The organism is Kitasatospora sp. NPDC018619 (genome assembly GCF_044391605.1).
Classification (GTDB): Bacteria; Actinomycetota; Actinomycetes; order Streptomycetales; family Streptomycetaceae; genus Kitasatospora.
The window spans coordinates 104,843-127,784 of the sequence record NZ_JBISAI010000010.1; the positions used below are offsets into that span (position 1 = coordinate 104,843).

At 75.6% G+C, this 22,942-nt stretch carries 20 protein-coding genes and 1 pseudogene; 9 read left to right on the top strand and 12 right to left on the bottom strand.

Features of this window, described 5'->3' with window-relative positions:
* Positions 1-42: 42 nt before the first annotated feature.
* Together ACH5AR_RS17825 and ACH5AR_RS17830 are read left to right on the top strand one after the other, a co-directional pair.
* Complete coding sequence (locus ACH5AR_RS17825; protein WP_396302362.1) at positions 43-255, top strand: hypothetical protein; 213 nt, start codon at positions 43-45, stop codon at positions 253-255.
* 69 nt (positions 256-324) lie between these two features.
* Positions 325-1,707: a hypothetical protein gene (locus ACH5AR_RS17830; RefSeq protein WP_396302363.1), complete on the top strand. Its 1,383-nt coding sequence runs from the start codon at positions 325-327 to the stop codon at positions 1,705-1,707.
* Here the strand turns inward: ACH5AR_RS17830 and ACH5AR_RS17835 are convergent.
* The 4 genes from ACH5AR_RS17835 to ACH5AR_RS17850 are packed head-to-tail and all read right to left on the bottom strand — an operon-like array spanning position 1,704 to position 6,581.
* Positions 1,704-3,185 (bottom strand): ABC transporter ATP-binding protein, encoded by a 1,482-nt coding sequence (locus ACH5AR_RS17835; protein ID WP_396302364.1) that lies wholly within the window; start codon positions 3,183-3,185, stop codon positions 1,704-1,706. The genes ACH5AR_RS17830 and ACH5AR_RS17835 overlap by 4 nt on opposite strands.
* Positions 3,182-4,030, bottom strand: a complete 849-nt coding sequence (locus ACH5AR_RS17840; RefSeq protein WP_396302365.1) for an ABC transporter permease — start codon at positions 4,028-4,030, stop codon at positions 3,182-3,184. Before ACH5AR_RS17840 ends, ACH5AR_RS17835 begins: the two co-directional genes overlap by 4 nt.
* The gene (locus ACH5AR_RS17845) at positions 4,027-5,037 is read right to left on the bottom strand and encodes an ABC transporter permease (protein ID WP_396302505.1); all 1,011 of its coding nucleotides are present in this window, start codon (positions 5,035-5,037) and stop codon (positions 4,027-4,029) included. Before ACH5AR_RS17845 ends, ACH5AR_RS17840 begins: the two co-directional genes overlap by 4 nt.
* A complete protein-coding gene (locus ACH5AR_RS17850) occupies positions 5,022-6,581 on the bottom strand; it encodes an ABC transporter substrate-binding protein (RefSeq protein ID WP_396302366.1) in 1,560 nt (519 codons plus the stop codon). Before ACH5AR_RS17850 ends, ACH5AR_RS17845 begins: the two co-directional genes overlap by 16 nt.
* A 383-nt stretch (positions 6,582-6,964) precedes the next feature.
* Here ACH5AR_RS17850 and ACH5AR_RS17855 point away from each other — a divergent pair, with 383 nt between their 5' ends.
* Genes ACH5AR_RS17855 through ACH5AR_RS17875 form a run of 5 tightly spaced genes read left to right on the top strand, consistent with a single transcriptional unit; the run spans position 6,965 to position 12,872 of the window.
* Positions 6,965-7,954 (top strand): TauD/TfdA family dioxygenase, encoded by a 990-nt coding sequence (locus tag ACH5AR_RS17855; protein ID WP_396302367.1) that lies wholly within the window; start codon positions 6,965-6,967, stop codon positions 7,952-7,954.
* Between the two features lie 52 nt (positions 7,955-8,006).
* Entirely contained in the window at positions 8,007-8,996 is a 990-nt protein-coding gene (locus ACH5AR_RS17860; RefSeq protein ID WP_396302368.1) for an ornithine cyclodeaminase family protein, read from the top strand.
* Positions 8,987-10,345 carry a Y4yA family PLP-dependent enzyme gene (locus tag ACH5AR_RS17865; RefSeq protein ID WP_396302369.1) on the top strand — a complete coding sequence of 453 codons (1,359 nt, stop codon included), beginning with the start codon at positions 8,987-8,989 and terminating at the stop codon, positions 10,343-10,345. Before ACH5AR_RS17860 ends, ACH5AR_RS17865 begins: the two co-directional genes overlap by 10 nt.
* Before the next feature lie 31 nt (positions 10,346-10,376).
* Positions 10,377-11,408, top strand: coding sequence for a cysteine synthase family protein (locus ACH5AR_RS17870; protein ID WP_396302370.1), 1,032 nt, complete (start codon positions 10,377-10,379; stop codon positions 11,406-11,408).
* 24 nt (positions 11,409-11,432) lie between these two features.
* A complete protein-coding gene (locus tag ACH5AR_RS17875) occupies positions 11,433-12,872 on the top strand; it encodes an MATE family efflux transporter (RefSeq protein ID WP_396302506.1) in 1,440 nt (479 codons plus the stop codon).
* 28 nt (positions 12,873-12,900) lie between these two features.
* Here the strand turns inward: ACH5AR_RS17875 and ACH5AR_RS17880 are convergent, their stop codons facing one another.
* Both ACH5AR_RS17880 and rpe read right to left on the bottom strand, forming a co-directional pair.
* Positions 12,901-13,860 carry a pirin family protein gene (locus tag ACH5AR_RS17880; protein ID WP_396302371.1) on the bottom strand — a complete coding sequence of 320 codons (960 nt, stop codon included), beginning with the start codon at positions 13,858-13,860 and terminating at the stop codon, positions 12,901-12,903.
* A 152-nt stretch (positions 13,861-14,012) separates the two neighbouring features.
* Positions 14,013-14,696 (bottom strand): ribulose-phosphate 3-epimerase, encoded by a 684-nt coding sequence (rpe, locus tag ACH5AR_RS17885; RefSeq protein ID WP_396302372.1) that lies wholly within the window; start codon positions 14,694-14,696, stop codon positions 14,013-14,015.
* A gap of 291 nt (positions 14,697-14,987) precedes the next feature.
* Here rpe and ACH5AR_RS17890 point away from each other — a divergent pair, with 291 nt between their 5' ends.
* Positions 14,988-15,839, top strand: a complete 852-nt coding sequence (locus tag ACH5AR_RS17890; protein ID WP_396302373.1) for a hypothetical protein — start codon at positions 14,988-14,990, stop codon at positions 15,837-15,839.
* Positions 15,840-15,858: 19 nt separating this feature from the next.
* Here ACH5AR_RS17890 and ACH5AR_RS17895 read toward each other — a convergent pair whose 3' ends face one another.
* The 4 genes from ACH5AR_RS17895 to ACH5AR_RS17910 form a co-directional block, all read right to left on the bottom strand.
* The gene (locus tag ACH5AR_RS17895; RefSeq protein WP_396302374.1) at positions 15,859-16,533 is read right to left on the bottom strand and encodes a C39 family peptidase; all 675 of its coding nucleotides are present in this window, start codon (positions 16,531-16,533) and stop codon (positions 15,859-15,861) included.
* Between the two features lie 148 nt (positions 16,534-16,681).
* A complete protein-coding gene (locus tag ACH5AR_RS17900; RefSeq protein WP_396302375.1) occupies positions 16,682-17,668 on the bottom strand; it encodes an aldo/keto reductase in 987 nt (328 codons plus the stop codon).
* A gap of 70 nt (positions 17,669-17,738) precedes the next feature.
* A complete protein-coding gene (locus tag ACH5AR_RS17905) occupies positions 17,739-18,572 on the bottom strand; it encodes an ABC transporter permease (protein ID WP_396302376.1) in 834 nt (277 codons plus the stop codon).
* On the bottom strand, positions 18,572-19,555 hold the full coding sequence (locus ACH5AR_RS17910; protein ID WP_396302377.1) for an ATP-binding cassette domain-containing protein: 984 nt from the start codon (positions 19,553-19,555) through the stop codon (positions 18,572-18,574). The genes ACH5AR_RS17905 and ACH5AR_RS17910 overlap by 1 nt, the downstream gene beginning before the upstream one ends.
* A gap of 104 nt (positions 19,556-19,659) precedes the next feature.
* On the opposite strand from ACH5AR_RS17910, the gene ACH5AR_RS17915 reads away from it, so the two are divergent.
* Entirely contained in the window at positions 19,660-20,421 is a 762-nt protein-coding gene (locus tag ACH5AR_RS17915) for a TetR/AcrR family transcriptional regulator (RefSeq protein ID WP_396302378.1), read from the top strand.
* A 28-nt stretch (positions 20,422-20,449) separates the two neighbouring features.
* Here the strand turns inward: ACH5AR_RS17915 and ACH5AR_RS17920 are convergent, their stop codons facing one another.
* Together ACH5AR_RS17920 and ACH5AR_RS17925 are read right to left on the bottom strand one after the other, a co-directional pair.
* Complete coding sequence (locus ACH5AR_RS17920; protein WP_396302379.1) at positions 20,450-21,841, bottom strand: pyridoxal-phosphate dependent enzyme; 1,392 nt, start codon at positions 21,839-21,841, stop codon at positions 20,450-20,452.
* A 331-nt stretch (positions 21,842-22,172) separates the two neighbouring features.
* Positions 22,173-22,883: pseudogene (locus ACH5AR_RS17925) on the bottom strand (vWA domain-containing protein); the annotation flags it as partial.
* Between the last annotated feature and the right edge of the window lie 59 nt (positions 22,884-22,942).

Below are 22,942 nucleotides of genomic sequence, written 5' to 3' on the forward strand. Positions count from 1 at the left end.
ACGAAACGTCAAATCCCGTCCGGACCAAAGGACATGATCACCATGGCCATGCGCCGTCACACCTCGCGGAGGCCCGCCAGCGGGGCCGCGTTCTGCATCGACCTCCCCGGCGGCCGCACGCTCGGCGTGCCCTGGGTCCTCCCGACCGGTGTCGCGGTCGTCGTCCTCGTCGTCCTGGGCTACGACGTCCAGGCCGCCGTCGCGGCGGTCCTCGCCACGGGCGCGGTCGCGCGCGAACTCGGCCGGTCCGCCTGACCCTCCGGTCCGTCCACCGCGGTGGTGCCGCACACCCGGGCACCACCGCGCACCGTGAGGAGGTGCGCCGTGCCACGCCGTGAGAACCCCGTCGATCCGCACGCCCCGTACGCGGGGCTCGCCCTGCTGCTGCGCCGGGCCCGGGAGGAGGCGGGCCTTCCCCCTTACGCGGCCCTGGCGCGCCGGACCGACTTCTCCGTCTCGGCGCTCGCCCAGGCCGCCTCCGGCAGACGGCTGCCCAGTCTGGCGGTGACCGTCGCCTACGGCAGCGCCTGCGGGGGCGACCGGGAGTTCTGGGCCGCCCAGTGGAACGTCGCGCGCGCTCGCGGTGCCCGCGCCGGGGCTTGCGCCTCCGGCCCCGTGCTTCCCCCTGACCCGAGCGGCTGCCGGACGGTGGGAGAGTTCGTGCGGTGCCTGCGCGAGCTGAAGGCCTGGGCCGGCGAGCCGTCGCTGACGTGGGTCTCCCGGCACATGTCCAGGCATCTCGACATCCACGCGGGCCGGAGTACCGTGGGCGACGCGCTGAACCCGCGTCGCCGCAGCCTGCCGCACCTCCCCCTGCTGGTCGGCTTCGTCCGGAGCTGCCTGCACTTCGCGGCCTCGTACGGCGGCCGTGGCGGCGGACAGGACGTGCTCGACCCGTACCGCGCCGCCTGGCACCGGCTGCGGCAGTCGTCGGCCGGGGCGGCCCGGGAGCCGGGCGGGGGCCGTCCCGCGGCGGCGGGCGAGGAGGCGGGGCTCCTCCGTCGGCCTGGGCCGAACCCGCCCTCCCCCTCGGACTTCGGCCTCGCGACCGAGGCCGTGACACTCGCCAACGCCCTTCGGGACGTGGTCCGTTCGCGGCGCTGCTCGATCCGCCAGGCCGCCGGGGCGGTCTTCGTCAGCCCCGCCACGATGTCCCGCTACCTCCACGGCCACCGGGTGCCGCCCCGCCATGTCGTCGACGGACTCGTGGCCTTCGCGGCGCAGGGCACCGACGACGGCGCGGCCCTGCGCGCGATGCTCCACGAGCTCCGGTGGAAGGCCCTGAACGCGACCGGCCCGAGGACGGCGCTCACCGTCGAGTTGGCGGAGCGGTTGGACGACACCCGCAACCGCACCGGGGCCCTGGACGCGGAGGTCAGCAGGCTGAAGTCCGTGGTCACCGATCTGACGGCGCTTCTCCAGCAGGCGTACGAGGACGCCCAGCGGCTCGGCACGACCAGGCGCAGCGCGTGGCGGGAGGCTCCGGCCCCGGCGCCCGCACCGGTCTACGGTGACGTGTTCGCCGGCCTCAGGGCCCAGGTCGCTCCGCAGCCGCGCAGACTGGCCGTCCCGGTGCGCCGCCCGTCGGGGTCCGCGAGGCCGGCGAGGGTGGCCCGCACCGCCACCCGGTCCTCCGGCTCGGCGGCAGCGGACTCGCGGTCCTCGCCCGCGCCGGCGGGGAACCGGCCCGCCGTCCCCGCCCCCTAGGCTCGGTTCGGGACCGGGGTCGGGGCCGCCCGGTGCGGTGGGAACGGCGCCCCGGCGGCGCCGTCGAGGGTGAGGAGGAGGTCCGCGCGGGCCGCGAGCAGGGGCAGGTCGTGGCTGACGAGGACGACGGCGAGGCCCTGATCGGTCCGTAGGCCGCGCAGCAGGTCCATGATGCCGTCGGCGGTGTCGGCGTCGAGGGCGGAGGTGACCTCGTCGCAGAGCAGGACGTCGGGTTCGGCGGCCAGGGCGCGGGCGATGGAGACGCGCTGGCGCTGCCCGCCGGAGAGCTCGTGGGGGTGGCGGTCGGCGTGCTCGGGGGTCAGGCCGACCGCGGTGAGCAGTTCGGCGACGCGGGCCTCGCACCGGTCGGCGGGCCGGGCGAAGTGGAGCCTCAGCGGGCGCGTGAGGGTGGAGCCGACGGTGTGGGCGGGGTTGAGGGCGCCGAGCGGGTTCTGCGGGACGAGTTGGATGCGGCGGCGCTGGTCGCGGGTGCGCCGCCGGTAGGAGGGCGCCAGGGTCTCACCGCCGAGGGCGATCCGGCCGGCCTCGGGGCGGTGCAGGCCCGCCAGGGTGCGCAGCAGGGTGGTCTTGCCGCAACCGGAGGGGCCGGTGATCCCGGTCAGCGTGCCGGGCGGCAGGGCGAGGTCGAGGCCGGCGAAGACCCGGTGGCGGCTGCGGCCGGTGCCGACCCTGGCCGCCAGCGCCGCCACCTCGACGAGGGGCGCCGTACCGGCGGGGGCCCGGCCCGGGGCCGCGGGCGCCGCGGGCGGGCCCGGGTTCGGGCCCGCGGTCGTGGCCGGTCGGTCGGGGTCGGGCCGCAGGGCGAGGACGTCGTCGGCGCAGCGGGCGACGAAGTCGGAGTCGTGGCTGGTGAGGGCGATGGCGATGCCGTCGCGGTGGGCGAGGTCGCGCAGCAGGGCGGCGATGTCGTCGCGCAGGGCGGAGTCCAGGCCGGCGGTGGGTTCGTCGAGGAGGAGGACGGCGGGCCGGCGGGCGAGGGCGCGGGCGAGGGCGACGCGCCGCTGCTGCCCGCCGGAGAGGCTCACGGTCCGGCGGTGTTCGAGGCCTTCGCCGACCGGCAGGCGCACCGCGCGCAGCAGGTCCGCGACGGAGGCGGCGCGGCGGTCGGCGGCGGTCTCGGTGACGAGGCGGTCGACGCGCATGCGCGGGTTGAGCCCGGAGCCGGGGTCCTGGCCGACGAAGGCGAGCCGGTGGCGGCGCAGCCGGCGCAGCTCCTCGGGCGGGAGGGCGAGGACGTCCTGGCCGAGGACGGTGAGGCGGCCGGCGGTGACGCGCGCGCCCCGTGGAAGGGCGCCGGCGAGGGCGCGCAGCAGCGTGGTCTTGCCGGCGCCGGACGGGCCGGTGACGGCGGTGACGCGGCCCCGGGTGAGGGTGAGGGTGGCGCCCGTGAGCAGCGGGGTGTCCCCGAGGGCGACGGACAGGCCGGTGACGCGGGCGGCGGTGTCGGTGGTGCTCACAGCGGGCTCTCCGGGGTGGGCCGGGCGGGGGCGAGGGCTTCGGCGGCGAGGTTGACGCTGACGGCGAGCAGGCCGATGGCGAGGCAGGGCGCGCCGACGGCCCAGGGGTTGAGGGTGATGCCGGCGGCGTTCTCACGGATCATCAGGGCCCAGTCGGCCTCCGGCGGTTGCGGGCCGAGCTGGAGGAAGGCGGCGACGGAGACGATGTAGACGCCCTCGACGAAGCGCAGGCCGAACAGGGCGAGCACGGTGGAGCGCAGGTTGGGGAGGACCTCGCGGACGGTGAGGTGCCAGAGGTTCTCGCCGCCCGCGGCCGCGGCCTCGACGAAGCCGGTGGCGGCGAGGGGGGCGGCCGCGGCGGCGACGATCCGGACGGCGTACGGGATGCCGAGCAGGATGGCGGCGGCCGCGACGCCGAGGCGTCCGCCGCCGGGCCAGGCCAGGGCGATCAGCATGATGGCGAGGACGGAGGGCAGCAGGATCGTCAGGTCCGCGGCGCGTTCGATCCACCGGCCGAGGGCCGGGCGCAGCACGGCGAGGATGCCGACGGCGGTGGCGGCGGCGGTGACGACCAGGGCGATGGCCAGGGCGGTGGCGATCAGGGGTGCGCCGCCGGTGAGCAGGCGGCTGAGGACGTCGCGGCCGAGCTGGTCGCCGCCGAGCGGTGCGTCGCCGCCCGCCGGGGCGTAGGGGAAGGTGACCGGGGTGTCGATCGGGTGCGGGGCGAGCAGCGGTCCGGCGAGGGCGGCGGCCACGAGGGCGAGGGCGGGAACCGCGCGTACGAGCACCCGCCGCCTGCGCCGGGTGGCGGGAGCGGGGGCCGCGGCCGGGGCGTCGGCGGTCATCGGCGCTCCTCTCCGAGGGTGGTGGTGCGGACGGTGTCGGCGAGCAGCAGGAGCAGGCTGATGGCGGCTCCGGCGGCGGCCACCACTCCGGCGACCAGCGGGGTGTCGCGGTCGGTGATCGCTCCGGCCAGGACGGCGCCGATACCGGGGTAGTTGAAGAGGGTCTCGACGACGACGGTGCCGCCCAGCAGCATGCCGGCGGAGGTGGCGATGCCGACGGCGACGGCGGGCAGGGCGCCGGGGAGCATGTGGTGGCTGAGGATCCGTCGGCGGGGCAGCCCGTCGAGGACGGCGGCCTGGACGTGCGGCAGCGAGGCCTGGTCGGCGAGCGCGCCGCGCACGATGCGGGTGTTCCAGCCGATCTGGGGGACGGCCAGGGAGAGCAGCGGCAGGACGACCATGGTCCAGGACTCGGGCCTGCCGTCCGGCCCGGTGAGGGTGACGGCGGGCAGCCAGCCGGTCCACTGGGACAGCAGCAGGAGCAGGGCGACGGAGACGACGAACTCCGGCAGGGCGAACGCGGCGGTGGACAGGGCGTCGACGGCGCGGTCGACGCGGCCTCCCGGGCGCAGCGCGGCCCAGCCGCCGAGGGCGAGCGCGCCGGCGGTGCTGAGGGCGAGCGCGAGGGTGCCGAGCAGGAGGGTGTTGGGGAAGGGGCCGGCCAGGACGTCGGTGACGTGCTGTCCGCGCGCGGTGGTGCCGAGGTCGCCGGTGGGCAGGCCCGTCATCCAGTCCCAGAACCGCTCGGCGACGGGGCGGTCGAGGCCCATGGCGGTGCGTCGGGCGGCGAGGTCGGCGGCGGTGACGCCCCGGTCGGAGCTCGCTCCGGCGGCGTCGCCCGGCAGGAGCTCGACGGCCGCGAAGACGGCGGCGAGCAGGACGACGAGCACGGCCAGGCGCCGCACCGCCTGCCGGGCGACCCGGCCCGCACCGGGGAGGACGCGGGCCGGGAGGCTCCGGGGCGCTGTCGCGTCCGCCGGTTGACGGGTGGTCAACGCGCCAGCCAGGTCTTCTCGAGCTGGACGCGGCCGTAGCCGGGGAGCCTGGGCAGGTCGCGCACGGCCGCGCCGGCGAGGTCGATGCCGTCGGCCATGCCCCACAGCAGGTAGCCGGACCGGGCGAACTCGGTCTCCTGGAGCTGGTGGAGCAGCCGGTCGCGCTCGGCGGCGTCGGCGGTGCCCATCGCCTTGCGGTAGGTCTCGTCGAAGGCCGGATCGCTCCAGCCGGACTCGTTCTGGCCGGCGTCCGAGAGCATCGTCTTGGAGGCGAAGAAGACGACCGAGTCGTTGGTGCCCCAGTAGCTGGTGTAGAGCGTGCCCTTGAGCCAGGTGGCGTCCCAGAACACCTTGGAGTCCTGCTTCACCACGTTGACCTTCACCCCGGCCTCGCGGACCTGGGTGGCGAACAGGGTCGCGGACTCGGCGAGGCCGGCGATGTCCTCGGTGGTGACCAGGTCGTACGTCCTGGAGGTGTCGAAGCCGGCGTCGGCGAGCAACTGCCTGGCCCTGGCGAGGTCGCGGGTGCGCTGCGGGATGTCCCGGGCGTAGGCGGGGTCGCCGGTGCCGAGGATGTCGTTGGCGACGCTGCCGTAGCCGGAGAGGACCTGCTTGACCATGGCGTCGCGGTCGACGGCGAGCCGGAGGGCCTCGCGGACCCGGACGTCGGCGAACGGGCCGTCGGCGGTGCGCATGACGATGGGCATCGCCATGTCGTTGGGCCTGCGGACGATCTGGACGTCCTTGCGGGCCTCGGCCGTGCGGGCGGCGACGGCGCCGACGTTGGAGGCGACGTCGATCTGTCCGGCGAGCAGGGCGTTGGCCATGGCCTGGGGGCTCTCGAACAGGCGGACTTCGACGGCGTCGAGGAGGACCTTGCCGCCGTACCAGGTGTCGTTGCGCACCAGGCGGGCGTTGCCGTCGCGGTACCAGTCGAGCTTGAAGGGGCCGGTGCCGGGGGCGCCGGCGACCGCGTCGTCCCCGGTGTCCTTCTTGAGGACGAAGGTGGTCAGCCGGGTCTGCAGCGGGAGGTCGGCGTTGGGGTAGTCGGAGACCAGGACGACGGTCCTCGGGTCCTCGGCCGTGATGCCCTCGGGCTGGATGCCGGGCAGCCGGCTCCGGCCGGCCGGGGAGTTGCGCAGGCGCTTCAGCGACCAGACGACGTCGTCGGCGGTGACCGGGGTGCCGTCGTGGAAGGTGGCGCCGTCGACCAGGGTGAAGCGCCAGGTCCTCAGGTCGTTCGAGGGCTTCCAGGAGGCGGCCAGCCGGGGAGCGGTGTTGGTCCTGTCCCCGGGTATCGCGAGCGTGTCGTAGACCAGGCTGATGATGAGGTAGTCGCTCTCGTTGGCCTGGGTGCCGTGCGGGTCGCGGGTGACGGCCGACGCCTTGCCGAGCGCACCGATCTTCAGCGTCCCGCCGGAGCGGGGCTGTTGGCCGGTTCCGCCGGAGGCGGGGGCCTCCCCGGCGCCACCCTTGCCTCCACCGCAGGCAGCGAGCACGCCGATCGCCCCGGCGCCGGCTCCGGCCCACAGCAGCTGTCGTCTGGTGACGCCCACGTTCGATCCTCGTCTCGGTCCGCGCTCAGTTTGCTTAGGGTTACCTACCCTAAATTCAAGACACGTCGCAAGCCGTCCGACCGGGCGCACCCGACTTCCGGCCACCCGAACCATCGCCCCAACCAGGCCCATGAGCAGGGGAGTTGCCCCAGGCCGGGCCGGGCGCCGCCGAGCGGGACCGCGGCCGCGCAAATGTAGACATCCAGCAGGGTAAGGCTTGCCTAACCTAATGGTCGTTGTTAGTTTCCTGGCGTCCGGCCGTTCGAGCCGCCCCGGACCGATGCCCCACGCGCAGCTCCCGTCGCCGTCCCACACCGGCGCGGTGACGCCGCGTGCCCGCGCCCCGTGCACCACTCCTCCCCCGTCCCCCGGAAGGTCCTGCCGTGCCCACCTGCCCCGCCCCGGTCCGCCGTCTGCACGCCGACGCCGCCAAGGAACTCACCGCCACCGCAGCCGGGCTGCTGGCCCTCCACGGCTCCGCGACCAGGCCCGCCCTGCTGGCCGACCTGCCCGCGGCGTGCGCCCGGCTGAGCGAGCCGCTGCGCCACCGGCTGCGCCCCGTCGACACCGCCGACGGCCTGTTCGTGCTGCGCGGACTGGAGATCGACGACACCGAGCTCGGCCCGACGCCCGGCCACTGGTCGACCGTCGGGGACGCCGGCGCCCTGTGGGACGTGGTACTGCTCCTCGTCTCCACCCTGATGGGCACTCCGATCGCCTGGGAGGGCCAGCAGGACGGCCGGTTCGTGCACAACATCGTCCCCTCGCCCGGCCACGAGAGCGAGCAGACCGGCGCCTCCAGCTCCGTCCTGCTCACGCCGCACACCGAGGACGCCTTCCACCCCGGCCGCGCCCACCTGCTGCTGCTGTGCTGCATGCGCAACCACGACGCCGTCGCCACCACCGCGGCCAGCGTGCGCCTCGCCGAGCTCTCCGAGGCCGACGTCGAACAGCTGAAGCGGCCGGTCGCCCCGATCCTGCCGGACGACGCCTACGAGCAGGCCCGGAAGTTCGCCGGACGGCCCGCCCCGGTACCGACCCTCTTCGCCGCGCCCGACGGCCTGACCATGCGCTACGACCCCGCGTACACCCCGCTGGAGGGGGCCGACGAGGCCTGGCGGGAGGCCTACGGCCGCCTCGGCGAGGAGCTGGCCCGCGTCTGCGTCGCGGTCAGCCTGGAGCCCGGCGACATCCTGGTGGTCGACAACGACCTCGTCGTCCACGGGCGGGTGCCGTTCCGGGCCCGCTACGACGGCACCGACCGCTGGCTCAAGCGCGCCTCGGCCCGGGTCGAGGGCCGTCCCACCCGCCCGCTCGCCGAACAGGACGAACACGGCTACGGCCAGGCCGCCCGCACCGCCTGGGCCGCCTGAACCGCCCTCACCGCCCCTGCCGCCGCCCCAGCACCCTCGGAAGGACACCCCCATGGACCGGGACGACACCACCCTGCGCGTACTGTCCACCAGCGACCTCGCCGGCCTGGACATCTCCCTCGCCGACGTCGTCGACACCGTCGAACAGGCCTACCGCACCCTCGCCACCGGGCAGTCCGACAACCCGCGCAAACTCACCGTCAAGCCCGCCGACGGCCACTCCGTCTCCTACGCCATGCTCGGGCGCGACGGCGTCCGCAACGTCGTCGCCGTCAAGACCTCCTACAAGCACGGCCTCGACCGGGGGCGGGAGGAGCAGCACTACTACACCACGCTGACCGTCTACGACGACGTCACCGGCCTGCCCGTCGCCATGATGGACTGCTCCCGCATCGGCTCCCTGCGCACCCCGGCCGTCTCCGCCCTGCTGGCCCGCGCGTGCGCCGCCCCCGACGCGTCGACCGCGCTGGTGATCGGCACCGGGACCCAGGGCCGCCTCGCCCTGCCGTTCCTGCTCACCACCCTGCCGAAGCTGGAGCGGCTGCTGCTGTCCGGGACCCACCCCGAGGGCATCGCCGCGGTCCGCGCCGAACTCGCCCGGCACTTCCCCGGCCGGGAGCCCGAGCTCGTCACCGACCTGCGGGCCGCCGCCCGCGACGCCGACGTGATCGTCGCGACCGCCGGCGGCCACACCCCCGCCGCCGTCGAGGCCGACTGGCTCAAGCCGGGCGCGGTCTCGGTCCTGGTCGGCCACGGCCTCGCCCCCTCCACCCTCCACCGGGCGGACCGGGTGATCGCCACCAGCGAGGCCCAGATGCGCGTCACCGGCACCGACCTGGCCGACGCCGACGGCAACCTCCCCGCCGTCGACGTGGAGCTGCCCGCCGTCATCTCCGGCGCCTCCAGCGCACGCACCGCCCCCGAGCAGCGGATCTTCGCCTACAACAGCGGACTCGTCGTCACCGACATCGCCCTGGGCCACCGCTTCGCCCAGCTCGCCACCGCCCAGGGCCTCGGCACCGAGGTGGCGCTGTGGCGCTGACCCTGCCCGCCCTTCCCGACCCGCTCGCCGAGCGGATCCACGCGAGCGGTCTGCTCCAGGAGCTCGCCCACGGCCTGCGCGGCCCGTTCCACTACCTGCTGCCCGAGCGGTTCGACGCCAACCTCGCCGGCTTCCGGGCGGCCCTCGCCGAAGCCGGGGTCGAAGGTCGCGTCCACTACGCCAAGAAGGCCAACAAGGCCTCCGTGTTCGTGGAGCGCTGCGCCGCGGCCGGCGCGGGGGTGGACGTCGCCTCCCTCGGCGAACTGCGCGACGCCCTCGGCCACGGCGTGCGCGGCGACGAACTCGTCGTCACCGGCCCCGCCAAGTCCGAGCAACTGCTGCGCGTCGCCGTCCGCCAGGGCGCGCTGATCGCCGTCGACGCCCTCGACGAGCTGGAGCGCCTGCTCGGCCTCGGCGGCGACCGCCCCGCCCGGGTCCTGCTGCGCCGCCACCCGCCGGCCCAGCCGCGCAGCCGGTTCGGCCTGGACGACGCGCAGATCCGCGAGGCGCTGGAACGCTGCGCCGCGGCCGGGGGCGCCGTGCGGATGGAGGGGTTCAGCTTCCACCTCTCGGGCTACGCGATCCAGCCGCGCGCCGACCTCGCCGGCGAGCTCGTCGAACTCTGCCTCACGGCCCGGGACGCGGGCCTGCCGGCCGACCGGATCAGCATCGGCGGCGGCTTCCCCGTCGACTACGTCGCCGCCGACGCCTGGGACGCCTTCCTCGCCGACCAGGGCCCCGGGCACTACCACGGCGGAAGGTCCTTCACCGCGGACGACTTCTACCCGTACCACTCCCCCGTCGCCGGCGCGGACGCCCTGCGCGCGATCCTCGCCGCCCGCCCCGGCGGCACCGGGCCGAGCCTCGCCGAACGGCTGCGCCGGGCCGGCGTGCTGCTCCTGCTGGAGCCGGGCCGCGCCCTGCTGGACCGCGCCGGCTCCTCGGTGTTCCCCGTACAGGGCGTCAAGGACCGCGGCGAGTACGGCATCCTCACCGTCGACGGCACCAGCCTCAGCCTGTCCGAGCAGTGGTTCGACAGCGAGTTCCTGCCCGACCCGGTGCTGCTCCGCTCCCACGCCGACCCCACCGAGGAAGCCGCGGGCGCCGACCGCACCGACGGTCCGTACCCGGCGTGCGTGGGCGGGGCCAGTTGCCTGGACTCCGACCTGCTGACCTGGCGCACGATCTCCTTCCCCGGCCGGCCCCGCGTCGGCGACCTGCTCGTCTACCCCAACACCGCCGGCTACCAGATGGACTCCAACGAGTCCCCCTTCCACGAACTCCCGCTGCCGCCGAAGGTGGTCCTCGACCACCGCGGCGACCGCCCGAGCTGGTACCTCGACCGCTGACCCCGCCCCGCCGTCCCCACGGAGCCCCACCATGACCGACGCCCTGCACCGCCCCGCAGTGGTCAGCCGGATGTCCGAGCTCATCGGCTACACCCCGCTGTTCGAGCTCGCCCGCGCCGACAACGGCGCCCGGCTGCTGCTGAAACTGGAGATGTTCAACCCCACCGGCAGCGCCAAGATCCGGATGGCCCGCCAGATGGTCCTCGACGCCGAGGAGCGCGGCGACCTGCGCGAGGGCGGCCACATCATCGAGTCCACCTCCGGCAACACCGGCCTGGGCCTGGCCGTGGTCGCCGCCGAACGCGGCTACCGCTTCACCGCCGTCGTCGACAACCACGCCGCCGCCGACAAACTGCGCGGCATGAAGGCGATGGGCACCGAACTCGTCTACGTCGACGCCGGCACCGACGGCGAGGAGCTCCACACCGCGGCCCGCGAGGAGCTCGCCGAGGAGATGGCCCGCGGCAGGGACAACACCTTCTTCACCGAACAGCACAACAACCCCAGCAACGCCGTCGGTTACCACGCCGTCGGCCGCGAGATCGCCCAGGCCCTCGACAACCGGGTCGACGTGCTGATCGGCGCGGTCGGCACCGGCGGCGGCCTGTGCGGCACCGCCCGCGAGCTCCGGAAGTCCGTGCCCGGCGTCGCCGTCGTGGGCGTCGAGCCGAAGGGCTCGATCGCCTTCGGGCCGCCCGCCCACGACTACTACCAGTCCGGCACCGGCACCCCCGAGGGCGCCACCATCGGCCTGCTGGTCGACTACGACCTCATCGACGAAGGGGTGAAGGTCGGTGACGTGGAGGCCTTCGCGACCGCCCGTGTCGTGGCCCGCCGCACCGGCCTGCTGATCGGCGGCTCCGCCGGGGGCGTCGTCCACGAGGCCCTGAACCGCCTGCCCACCCTGGCACCGGGGGCCGTTATGGTCGCCTTCGTCAACGACGGAGGCGAGAAGTACATGGACACCGTCTTCGACGACGACTGGATGAACGCCCGCGCGCTGCTCGACGAGGCCGTCGAGGCCGACATCGACGAGACGCTCACCAAACTCCGCAGGCCCTGACTTCCGAGAAACGTGGCAACCACGATGCAGCAGCTCACCACCCTCGCCCGGGACAGCCGCGCGCTCGCCGCGCTCGCCGTCCCGCTCGCGCTCACCCAGCTCGCCCAGGTCGCCCTCACCACCACCGACACGGTCATGATGGGCGTCCTCGGGACGCAGGCCCTGGCCTCCGGCGGCCTCGCCCTGGTCGTCTTCAACCAGCTGCGGACGATGGGCGTCGGCCTCGTCACCTCCGTCGGCAACCAGGTCGCGGCGGCCGCCGCCCGCGCCGAACGGGGCGGGGACGCGGCCGACGGCGACCGTCACGACGGCGGGGGCGCCGAGGGCGACGGCGGCGAGGTGCGCGGCCTGGTCCGGGCGGCGATGGCCGTCGCCACCCTCGCCGGCCTGGCGGGCGCCGTCCTGATGGTCCTCATCGGCCAGGCCGCCCCCTGGCTCGGCCAGGACGCGGAGGTCGCCCACCGCGCCCAGGGCATGCTCGCCGCCCTGGCGCCGGGCCTGCTGCCCTGCCTCTGGTTCCAGGCGATCCGCCAGTTCACCGTCGGCATGCGCCGCCCCCAGGCCCTGCTGCGGATCACCGTCGCCTCCGTCGCCGTCAACGCCGGGCTCAACTGGGTGTTCATCCACGGCACCTGGGGCCTGCCCGAGCTCGGGCTCACCGGCATCGGCGTCGCCACCAGCAGCGTCCACCTGCTCTCCTTCCTCGCCCTCTACGCCTCCGCCCGCCGCGACCCCGAGCTGGCGCCGCTGCTCGGCCTGGACTTCTGGCGCGCCGACGCCCCCACCGTGCGCCGCCTGCTCGGCCTCGGCACCCCGATCGCCGCCACCTACGGCTCCGAGGCCGGCTTCTTCTCCGTCACCGCCCTGCTCGCCGGCAGCTTCGGCGCCGCCGCGCTCGCCGCCCACACCGCCGTCAACCAGCTGATCTACATCGTCTTCCAGGTCGCCGTCGGCCTCTCCCACGCCGCCTCCATCAACGTCAGCCGCGAGCTGGCCCTCGGCGAGTACGCCGCCGCCCGCCGGATCAGGAACACCGCCCTCGCCTGCGGAGCGGCCGTCACCAGCCTCGTCGGCCTCGCCTACCTCACCGTGCCCGACCTCGTCCTGCGGCCCTACTTCGACCCCGGCGCGGCCGACGACCAGCAGGGCCTGCGGATCGCCACCGGCCTCCTGGCCGTCGTCGCCGTGCTCCAGTTCTTCGACTGCGCCCAGAACATCGGCGTCGGCCTGCTGCGCGGCCTCGACGACACCGGCAGCGGCTTCCGCATCACCCTCGTCGGCTACTGGCTCGTCGGCCTGCCCGCCGCCTGGCTGCTCGCCTACCCCCTCGGCGGCGAGACCCGCGGCCTGTGGCTCGGCCTGCTCATCGGCCTCGCCACCACCGCCGTCCTCCTGCTGCGCCGCTACGGCCGCGCCCTGTCCGCCAGGGCCGTCGCCCCATCCGAAGCGGCCGTCGCCGGCTGAGCCGGCCCGCCCCCGCCGCCCCCGCGGCTCAGCGGGCGCGGCCGCGGGCCTTGAGGGGGACGGCGGGCAGCTCCGGGGCCGCGAGGCGGTCGCCGGCGTAGCCGTGCACCTCGCCGAAGCGGGTGCCGGCCATCCAGTCGGCGCGGGCCCGGGCGATGTCCTCCGTCGAGCGGCCGACGAAGTTCCACCACATGACGATCTTCTCGTCGAAGGGCGCGCCGCCGAGGAGCAGGACGGCCGCGTCGCCGCGGGCGCGGAGGGGGAGTTCGGGGCGGCCGCAGCCGAGGTAGAGCATGGAGCCGGGCTCGACCGGGACGCCGTCGACGTCGACCCGGCCGGACATCGCGAGGACGGCGTACTCGAAGTCGGGGACGAGCGGGAGGCGCAGCTCCGCGCCGTCGGCGAGGGCGAGGTCGGCGCCGACCAGCGGGGTGTGGGTGGTGCCGGGCGAGGTGGCGGTGTCGAGGGTGCCGAGGATGACGGTGGCGCGCAGGCCCGGGGCGGTGACCACGGGCAGGTCGGCGTGGTGCTCGAAGGCGGGGGCGGTGTGCCGGCCGGCCTCCGGCAGGGCGACCCAGAGCTGGGCGCCGTGCAGGTAGCGGGCGTGCGGGCGGGGCGACTCCTCGGAGTGCGAGATCGCCCGGCCCGCGGTCATCAGGCCCAGTTCGTACGGCCGGACGGTCTGGAGGCTGCCGAGGCTGTCGCGGTGCAGCACCTCGCCCTGGTGGAGCCAGCTGACGGTCTGCAGGCCCGTGTGCGGGTGCGGGGGCACCTGCATGCCGGGCTCGTCGGCGATGTCGTCCGGGCCGTAGTGGTCCACGAAGCACCAGGCGCCGACCATCCGGCGGCCCAGGTTCGGCAGCAGCCGGCGCACCACCGTGCTGCTGCCGAGCGGGAACCGACGGGCCGTCAGCAGGTCGCGCACCGGCCCGGTGCCGGCCTCGCGGCCGCAGCTGGTCGGGGCCGGCCTGAGGTCGAGGTTGCTCATCGCGGTTCCACCACCGTACGCAGAGGGGCCGGGCGGGGTCGTCCTCGGCGCCTTTCGGGGGGACGCCGTCACCGATCATCCGCCACGGCGCGGCGTTCCTCCACCCGTACCCGGCCATCCGGGCCCCGCGGCCCGGCCCCGCGGCCCCGGCCTCAGTGCCCGCAGGCCCACCAGGCGTCGGCGGTCGCCTTGTCGGCCTGCTCGCGCAGCCTGCGGACCGCCTCGGCCGGGTCCTCGGCCCCGTACACCGCCGAGCCGGCCACGAACACGTCCGCCCCCGCCTCCGCACAGCGCTCGACCGTGCCCGCCGAGACGCCGCCGTCCACCTGGAGCCACAGCTCCAGGTCGTGCTTGGCGATCAGCTCCCGGGTGCGGCGGATCTTCGGCAGCATGATGTCCAGGAAGGCCTGGCCGCCGAAGCCGGGCTCGACGGTCATGATCAGCACCATGTCGAGCTCGGGCAGCAGGTCCTCGTAGGGCTCGATCGGCGTGCCGGGCTTGAGCGCCATCGAGGCCCGGGCGCCCCTGGCACGGATCTCGCGGGCGAGCCGGACGGGCGCGGCGGCGGCCTCGACGTGGAAGGTGACCGAGCCGGCGCCCGCCTCGACGTACTGCGGGGCCCAGCGGTCCGGGTCCTCGATCATCAGGTGGAGGTCGAGCGGGATGTCGGTGGCGCGGGCGAGCGACTCGACCACCGGGACGCCGAGGGTCAGGTTGGGCACGAAGTGGTTGTCCATGACGTCCACGTGCAGCCAGTCGGAACCCCGGACGGCCTCGGCCTCGTCGGCGAGCCGGGCGAAGTCCGCGGACAGGATGCTGGGGTTGATCTGGGCCATTGACCGACTACCTTCGTACGAGGGCTTGCGAGGGCTGGGCGCCCCGGAGCGGGCACCTCATCCCATCATCCCGCGCGCCGCCGCGGCCGACCGCACGGCAGCTCCCGCGCGTGACCGTCATCACACCGCTTCCGCGGTTACCGGGGCTGTCGCGGTGGCCATCAGCCCTTGTACGGTCCACACGCCCGCCGCGCGAGCGGCCCCGCACGCGCGCCGCGGCTCCCGCCCCGGGCCGTCCCGACCAGTCGAGCGCCCCGGCCCGCCCGGGGCTCGTCCGAGGAAGGCCTCCCGATGACCGATCTCGTCCACCCCGCCCGCGCGTTGTGGTGGCTCTTCGAGCCGGTGCACGCCGTCACCTACTTCCTGCCCGAGGGCCGCCCCGCCTTCGAGGAGGCCGGTCTGCACGGCCGCCTGCACGGCTACTTCGGCACCCGCGCGGCCCCGCTCGGCGCGGTGGACGCCCCGCCGGTCACCGCCGCGTTCTTCAACTTCGCCCCGGCGATGGTCGAGCGCGCCCTGCCGGAGGTGTGGAACCACGCGAGCCCGGAGGAGGCGCTGGCCGCCCGGCTGAAGGCCTCGGCGACGATCCTGGGCGGGCTGCTGGAGCACGTGGACAAGGCCCAGGTCGAGCTGGTCGCCGACACCCTGGAGCAGGCCGCCGCCCGGCTGGACTGCGCCGGCCGGGTGCTGGCCTGCGCCAACGCCGCCCTCCCCCGCCCGAGCGGGCTGTACGAACGGCTCTGGCAGGCCGCCACCGTGATGCGCGAGCACCGCGGCGACGGCCACGTGGCCGCGCTGGTGGCGGCCGGACTGGACGGCTGCGAGGCGCTGGTGGTCCGCTGCGCGATGGACATGCGGCGCGAGATGATCCAGCCGCTGCGCGGGTGGACGGACACCGAGTGGGAGGCGGCCGCCGAGCGCCTGGTCGAGCGCGGCTGGCTGACCGCCGAGGGGGCGCTCACCGAGCTCGGACGGATCGGCCACCAGACCCTGGAGGCCGCCACCGACCTCGCCGCCGCCCGGGTCTGGGACGACTACCCGCGCGCCGAACTCGACCGGCTGGCCGCGGCGTTGAAGCCGATCTCGGCGCTCTGTCGCAGCCAGCTGCCGATCAACCCGGCGGGCCTGCCGGACCACCAGTGACCTCCGGCCGTCCGCGGCGTCAGGACGGGGACGCCCCGGGCGGGCCGAGCACGATCCCGCGCCCGGCGTAGAACCGCCCGAACGAGCGCCACGGCACGCGCGCGAAGACCTGCGACTCCCCCGGGAAACCGGAGGGGTTGTGGACCAGCAGCGCCGTGTCCGTGGCGCCCACCGCCAGCACCAGGTGCCCGCCGCGCCGCACCGGCTCCGGCCCGTACGGCTCCCGGACCGACGGGTGCACCGAGACCATCACCAGCCGGCCGGCGACCACCTGCGCCGCCACCTCCTCGGGCGTCAGCTCGGCTGCCCGCGCCGCCAGCCCCCAGCGCCGCTCGACGTACGCGGCGAACGGCGCGTGGATCAGCCCGCGCAGGCCGTCGCCGTCCCGCCGGTACGCGCCGGCCTCCAGGCACTCCCCGGCCAGCGCCAGCGCCGCCCGGTCGACGCCCCACCAGTGCGCCAGCGCCATCCGCAGGCAGGCCACCCCGCACAGCCGCCAGGACCACCACGCGTACTCCTCCGCGCTGGCCGCCCCGGACTGCCCCCAGCGCGGGTCGGCGGACGCGTCCAGCCGCCCCTCGACGATCTCCCGCACCAGCTCCGCCGACTCCCACTGCGCGCGGTACGGCACCTCGTGCACCACCCGCACCGGCCGCGCCGGCGCCTGCGTCCGCGCGTCGCCACGATCCACCATCCCCCGACGCTCTCACGGCGCGGCGGCCGGGCGCCTCACGACACTCCCCGGCGGCCGTGCGGGCGGCGCGCCCGGGCGGGGCCGCGCCGCCCCGCGCCCACCGGCGGCCCGGCCCCCGCCAGGAGGCCGGGCCGCCCGGGCGGGCGCCCTACCAGGCGTAGTCCTCGGGGGCGGGCTGGTGGCCCGGGAACAGCTCGTCCAGACGGTCGAGGGTCTTCCGGTCCGGCTTCAGGTCGAGCGCGCGGACGGCGGCGTCGAGGTGGGCCGGGGTGCGGGGGCCGATGATCGGGGCGGTGACGGCGGGGCGGGAGAGGAGCCAGGCCAGGGCGAGGTCGGCGGGGTCGACGCCGAGCTCGGCGGCGAAGTCCTCGTAGGCCTGGATGCGGTCGCGGTGCCGGTCGAGCAGCTCGGCCGCGCGCGGCTGGGCGCTGCGGCCGCGGGTGCCCTCGCGCTCCTTGCGCAGGATGCCGCCGAGCAGGCCGCTGCGCAGCGGGGACCACGGGATCAGCCCGAGGCCGTAGTGCTGGACGGCGGGGACGACCTCCAGCTCGATCGCCCGGTCGAGCAGGTTGTAGAGGGACTGCTCGCTGACCAGGCCGAGGAAGTGGCGGGCCCGGGCGCTCTCCTGGGCCTGGGCGATGTGCCACCCGGCGAAGTTGCTGGAGCCGACGTAGATGATCTTGCCCTGGGCGACCAGCACCTCCATCGCCTGCCAGATCTCCTCCCACGGCGTGGCCCGGTCGATGTGGTGCATCTGGTAGAGGTCGATGTGGTCGGTCTGGAGGCGGCGCAGGCTGGCCTCGACGGCCTTGCGGATCGCGACCGCGGAGAGCTTGCCGTCGTTGGGCCAGTCGCTGGCGTTCGCGTAGGCCTTGGTGGCCAGGACGGTGCGCTCGCGGCGGCCGCCGCCCCGGGCGAACCAGCGGCCGATGATCTCCTCGGTACGGCCCTGCTGCCGGCCCTCGCTGTCGCGGCCGTAGCTGTTGGCGGTGTCGAAGAAGTTGATGCCGCGCTCGTGGGCGGTGTCCATGAGGCGGTGGGCCTCGGCCTCCTCGGTGTGGGGGCCGAAGTTCATGGTGCCGAGGCAGAGGCGGGAGACGGTCAGGCCGGTGCGGCCGAGGTGGGTGTACTCCATGGCGCCCCACCCAAGACCACACCGGCTCCGCTGTCCAGCACATCGGGCGGGTGTGCCGGAGCCTGGCGGATCACCGCCCGTGGGTGGCGAACTTCCGTACGGCCAGTGGCAGGCAGACCGCGAGCAGCACGGCGCTCCAGAGCAGCGCGGCGGGCACGGCGTGCTGGGTCGGCCAGGCGGTCCCGGCCGCCGAGGGGTTGCCGAACAGGTCCCGGCAGGCCTGGACGACGGAGCTGACCGGGTTCCAGTCGGCGAGGAACCGCAGCCAGCCGGGCATGCCGCCGGTCGGCACGTAGGCGTTGGTGACCATCGCCAGCGGGAAGACGGCGACGGACAGCTGGCCGGCCGCCTCCTCCTTGCCGACGGCCAGGCCGAGCAGGGTGCCGGCCCAGGTCATCACGAACCGGAAGAGCAGCAGCAGCGCGAACGCCGCGGAAGCGTCGGCGAGTCCGTGCCGCGCGCGCCAGCCGGCGGCGAGCCCGACCAGCGCCAGCAGCCCCAGGACGGCCACGCTGACCAGCAGGTCGGCGAGGGTCTGCCCGAGCAGCAGTCCGGTGCGGGAGACGGGCATCGCGCGCAGCCGGTCGGTGACCCCGCGGCCGACGTCGCGGGCGGCGCCGACCATGGTGGGCATGATGCCGTTGGTGGCCACCATGGCGAACAGCCCGGGCATCAGGAACTCCCGGTAGTCACCGCCCCCGGGGACCTGCATGGCACTGCCGAAGACGTACCCGAAGACCACCACCATCACCACCGGCACGCCCAGTGAGGCGGCCAACAGGCCCGGCGAGTGGCGGTAGTTGAGCAGGACGCGGAGCACCGAGGCCCACGTGCCGCAGGCGAGCCGGCCGGCGGCGGACGGTCGGGCCGCGGGCGGGCGCGCCGCGACGGCGACGGCGGCCATCAGGCGGCCCTCCCCTCGGCGGCGGCGCGGGTGAGCGCGAGGAACACGTCGTCCAGCGAGGGCGCCCGCACCGCGACGTCCTCGGCGACGATGCCCGCGCCGTCCAACTCCCGTACCAGCGGGGGCAGCAGCACGCAGACGCCGGGAGTGGTCAGTACCGTGACGGTCCGCTCGGCCACGTCCACCCGTGCGTCGCCGCCGGTCAGCGCGGAGAGCACCACGGCGGTGGCGGCGAGCTGCCCCGGGTCGGCCAGGGCGACGGAGACCTCGCTGCCGATCGCGGCCTTGAGCCGCTCCGGCGGGCCGGTGGCGATGGCGGCGCCGTGGTCGACGACCACGACGGAGTCGGCGAGCCGGTCGGCCTCCTCCAGGTACTGGGTGGTGAGCAGCACGGTGGTGCCGCCGTCCGCCAGTTCCCTGACGGTGTCCCAGATCGCCTGGCGGCTGCGCGGGTCGAGCCCGGTGGTGGGCTCGTCCAGGAAGAGCACCGACGGGCTGGTGACCAGGCTGGCGACGAGGTCCAGGCGCCGGCGCATGCCGCCGGAGTAGGTGCGCACGAGCCGGTCGGCGGCGCCGTCGAGGTCGAAGCGGGCGAGCAGTTCGTCGGCGCGCTCACGGGCCCGGCGGGCGCCGAGGTGGTGCAGCCGGCCGAACAGCCGGAGGTTGTCGCGCCCGGTGATGCCCTCGTCGAGGGCGGCGTGCTGCCCGGCGAGGCCGATGGCGCGCCGGACCTCCTCGGCGGCGCGGACGACGTCGTGCCCGGCGACCCTGGCGGTGCCGCGGTCGGGGGCGGCGAGGGTGGCGAGGACGCGGACGGCGGTGGTCTTCCCGGCGCCGTTGGGGCCGAGCAGGCCGCAGACGGTGCCGGCCGGGACGGTGAGGTCCAGGCCGCGCAGGGCCTCGGTGGTACCGAAGCGCTTCTCCACACCCGCCATCTCGATGGCGGGCGCCGCGCCGGCGGCGGGTCGGACGGTATCGGACATGGCTCTGCCCTTCTCTAGGTACAGCGTACGTAGAAGTGCCTGCGGGCGCCACTCTACTACGTACGTCGTACGTATCTAAGATGGGAGGGCGAGGTGATCTTCCAGTGCCGTCCAGCAAGTCCATGCCGCCCGGCGACTCCGTGCCGCCCGGCACGCCCGTGCCGCCGGGCAGGCCCGCGCCGCCCGAGGCGCCCGAGCTGATCTGGCTGCGCCCCGAGCGCACCGGCCGCGGTCCGCGCCCGGCCCACAGCCGCGACTCGATCGCCGCTGCGGCCATCGGGATCGCCGACACCGAGGGCCTGGACGCGGTCTCCATGCGGCGGGTCGCGGCGGCGCTCGGTGCGGGCACCATGTCGCTCTACAACTACGTGCCGAAGAAGGAGCACCTGCTCGACCTGATGATCGACGCGGCGGCCGCCGAGTACCGGCTCCCCGCCGCACCGAGCGGCGACGTCCGGGCCGACCTCGCCGACCTCGCCCACCAGCAGCTCGGCATCTTCCGCCGCCACCCCTGGCTGCCCGCCCTGGTGCTGGCCCGCCCCGGCCTCGGCCCCAACGCCCTGCGCTACACCGACCACTTCCTCGCCGCCACCGCCCCCACCGGTCTGGGCGGGGGCGACCGGCTGGAGGCGATGGCGCTGTTCAACGGCTTCGTCGGGCAGTTCGCCCAGTTCGAACAGACGGCGGCCGCGGGCGCCAAGTGGCAGGCGGAGCTGGCCGGTTACCTCGGCCGGGCGGCGGCCGGCGGCGCGTACCCGCACCTGGCCGCGGCCTGCGCCACCACCGGGCCGCCCGCCGACCCGGAGCGGGCCTTCGAACGCACCCTGGACCGGGTGATCTCCGCCATCCTGGCACCCCCTGGCTAGGGCGTGGGCCCCGCGGGACGCGCCCGGCCTACGCCCGGGGCCCGCCCTGGCCGAGCACCTCGCGCGGCAGCACCGCCGCCACCCGCCCGTCCACCAGGACCGCGGCCGCCCGGTGCGTGCCGCCGACCGCCGCCCGCGCCTCGGCCGCCGACTGCCCGACGCCGACCGTCGGCAGGGCGGGCCCGACCAGCCCGCCCAGCGGGTCCCCCGGCTTGGCCGCGCCGTCCGCGACCGCCGCCGCCAGCACCGCCCGGGACACCGAGCCGACCACCTCCGTCGCGGCCACCCCGTACGGGTGCGCCGCCCGCCCCAGCACGACCGGGGCGACGGCGCACGACGCACCGCTCAGCGCCTCCAGCGCCGCGCCGACCGTCGCGTCGGCGGCCACCGGCACCAGCGGGCCGGCGGCCTCCAGCAACGGCCGCAGGCCCTCCCCCTCCTCCAGGAAGCCCCACTCCCGCATCCACGCGTCGCTGTGCACCTTGGACAGGTAGGAGCGCCCGGAGTCCGGCAGCAGCACCACCACCAGGTCGTCCGGGCCGAGCCCGGCCGCCACCCGCAGCGCCGCCGCGACCGCCGTGCCCGAGGACGGTCCGGCCAGGATGCCCTCCTCCCGGGCGAGCCGACGCGCCGTCAGCAGCGACTCGCGGTCCCCGATCCGCTCGTAGGAGTCGATCACCTCCGAGCGCAGCGCCTGCGGCCGGCGGTCCTCGACGGTCTCGGGGTGCAGGTAGTGCCCGATGCTCTCGACGTACCACGGGCTGCCGTCGCCGCCGCCGTACGAGGAGGACTCCGGGTCCGCGCCGACCACCGTCACCGAGCCGCCGGACGCCTCCTTCAGGTAGCCGCCCGTCCCCGTGATGGTGCCGCCGGTGCCGACGCCCGCGACGAAGTGGGTCACCCGGCCGCCGGTCTGCTCCCAGACCTCGGGGCCGGTGGTCCGGAGGTGGGCGTCGGGATTGGCCAGGTTGTCGTACTGGTTGGCGAGCCAGGCGCCGGGGATCTCCTCGGTCAGCCGCTCCATCACCTTGAACAGGTGCCGCGGGTCCTCCTGCGGGACGGCCGTCGGCGCGAGCACCACCTCCGCGCCGTACGCCCGCAGGATGTCGGCCTTCTCGGGCGCCGACCTGTCGGCCACCCCGGCGATCACCCGGTAGCCGCGCTGCCGGCCGACGATCGCCAGGCCGATCCCGGTGTTGCCCGAGGTCGCCTCGACGATCGTCCCGCCGGGCTTCAGCAGGCCGTCCCGCTCGGCGGCCAGCACCATCGAGAGCGCGGCGCGGTCCTTGACGCTGCCGCCGATGTTGAGGAACTCCGCCTTGGCGTAGACGGGCGCGGCGAGACCGGCGCCGAGCCGGGCGAGGCGGAACAGCGGCGTCCCGCCGATCGCGTCCAGGACGGATTCGTGAACTGCGGCCATCGTCGGCCCCTTTCGCTAGCACTGTCCGTCCGAGCCTGCCCAGGCCCCGGGCCGGGTAGACGGCCGCGGGGCCGTTCCTCACGGGGCCGAAACAATGGCCGACGGCCGTGCCCGGCCGGGAGCCCGGGCCGGGCACGGCCGTCGGTGCGCGCAGGCGGGTTCACTCCCCCCGGCCGGTACCGCTCCGCGTCCGGCGCCCGCCGGTCAGGGTGGCCCAGAAGCCACGGCGCTCCGGCCGCGGTGCCGCCGGACCCGGCTGCGGCTCCTGATCCTGCCGCGGCGCCGGGGCCGTCAGCGGCTGCGGCGTCAGGGCCGGGGCCGGGTCCGCCGGGACGAGGCCCTGGGCCCGGGCGGCCTCCAGCCAGTCGGGGAGCTCGGCGAGCAGCAGGTCGTACAGCTCGTCGTCGGAGACCGTCCCCGGGTCGCTGCCCAGGTGCACGAAGCCCGCGTTGTCGATCGGCCGCTTCTCCGGGACGGGCAGCTCGTCCAGCTTCCGCAGGAAGTCGAACTGGCGGCTGTCCGGGTCCCCGAAGCCGATGAACTGCCAGAAGATCGGCAGCGTCGCCGCCTCGCACAGGCGCCGCTCCGCGTCGCGCTTGCTGATCGGGCCGCCGTCGGTCTGGAACAGCACGAAGGCCGGGTCGGTGGCCCCGCTCTCCCGGTAGTGCCGGACCACCGCGTCCATCGCGAGGTGGTAGCTGGTCCTGCCCATGTGCCCGAGGCCGGCGACGATCCGGTCGATCCAGCCCGCGTGGTCCTCCAGGGCGATCTCGGCCAGGGCGTCGACCTCGGTGGAGAAGAAGACGACCGGCACCGTCCCGTCGTCGTCCAGGTGCGCCGACAGTCCCAGGACCCGGTCCGCGAGCGCCTGGACGCTGCCGTCCTTGTAGTAGGGCCGCATCGAGCCGGAGTAGTCGACCACCAGGTACACCGCCAGCCGCCGGCCGTTCAGCCCGCGCCGCTCGACGGAGGCCCCGGCCTTCTTGTAGAGGCTCACCAGCGCGGGCGCGCTCCGCTCGACCTTGCTCAGACTGACGGCCATGTGTCGCTCCCTCGCTCGCGGCGGCAGCCGGGCTGCCGGGGCGCGTGTCGCCAACGCGC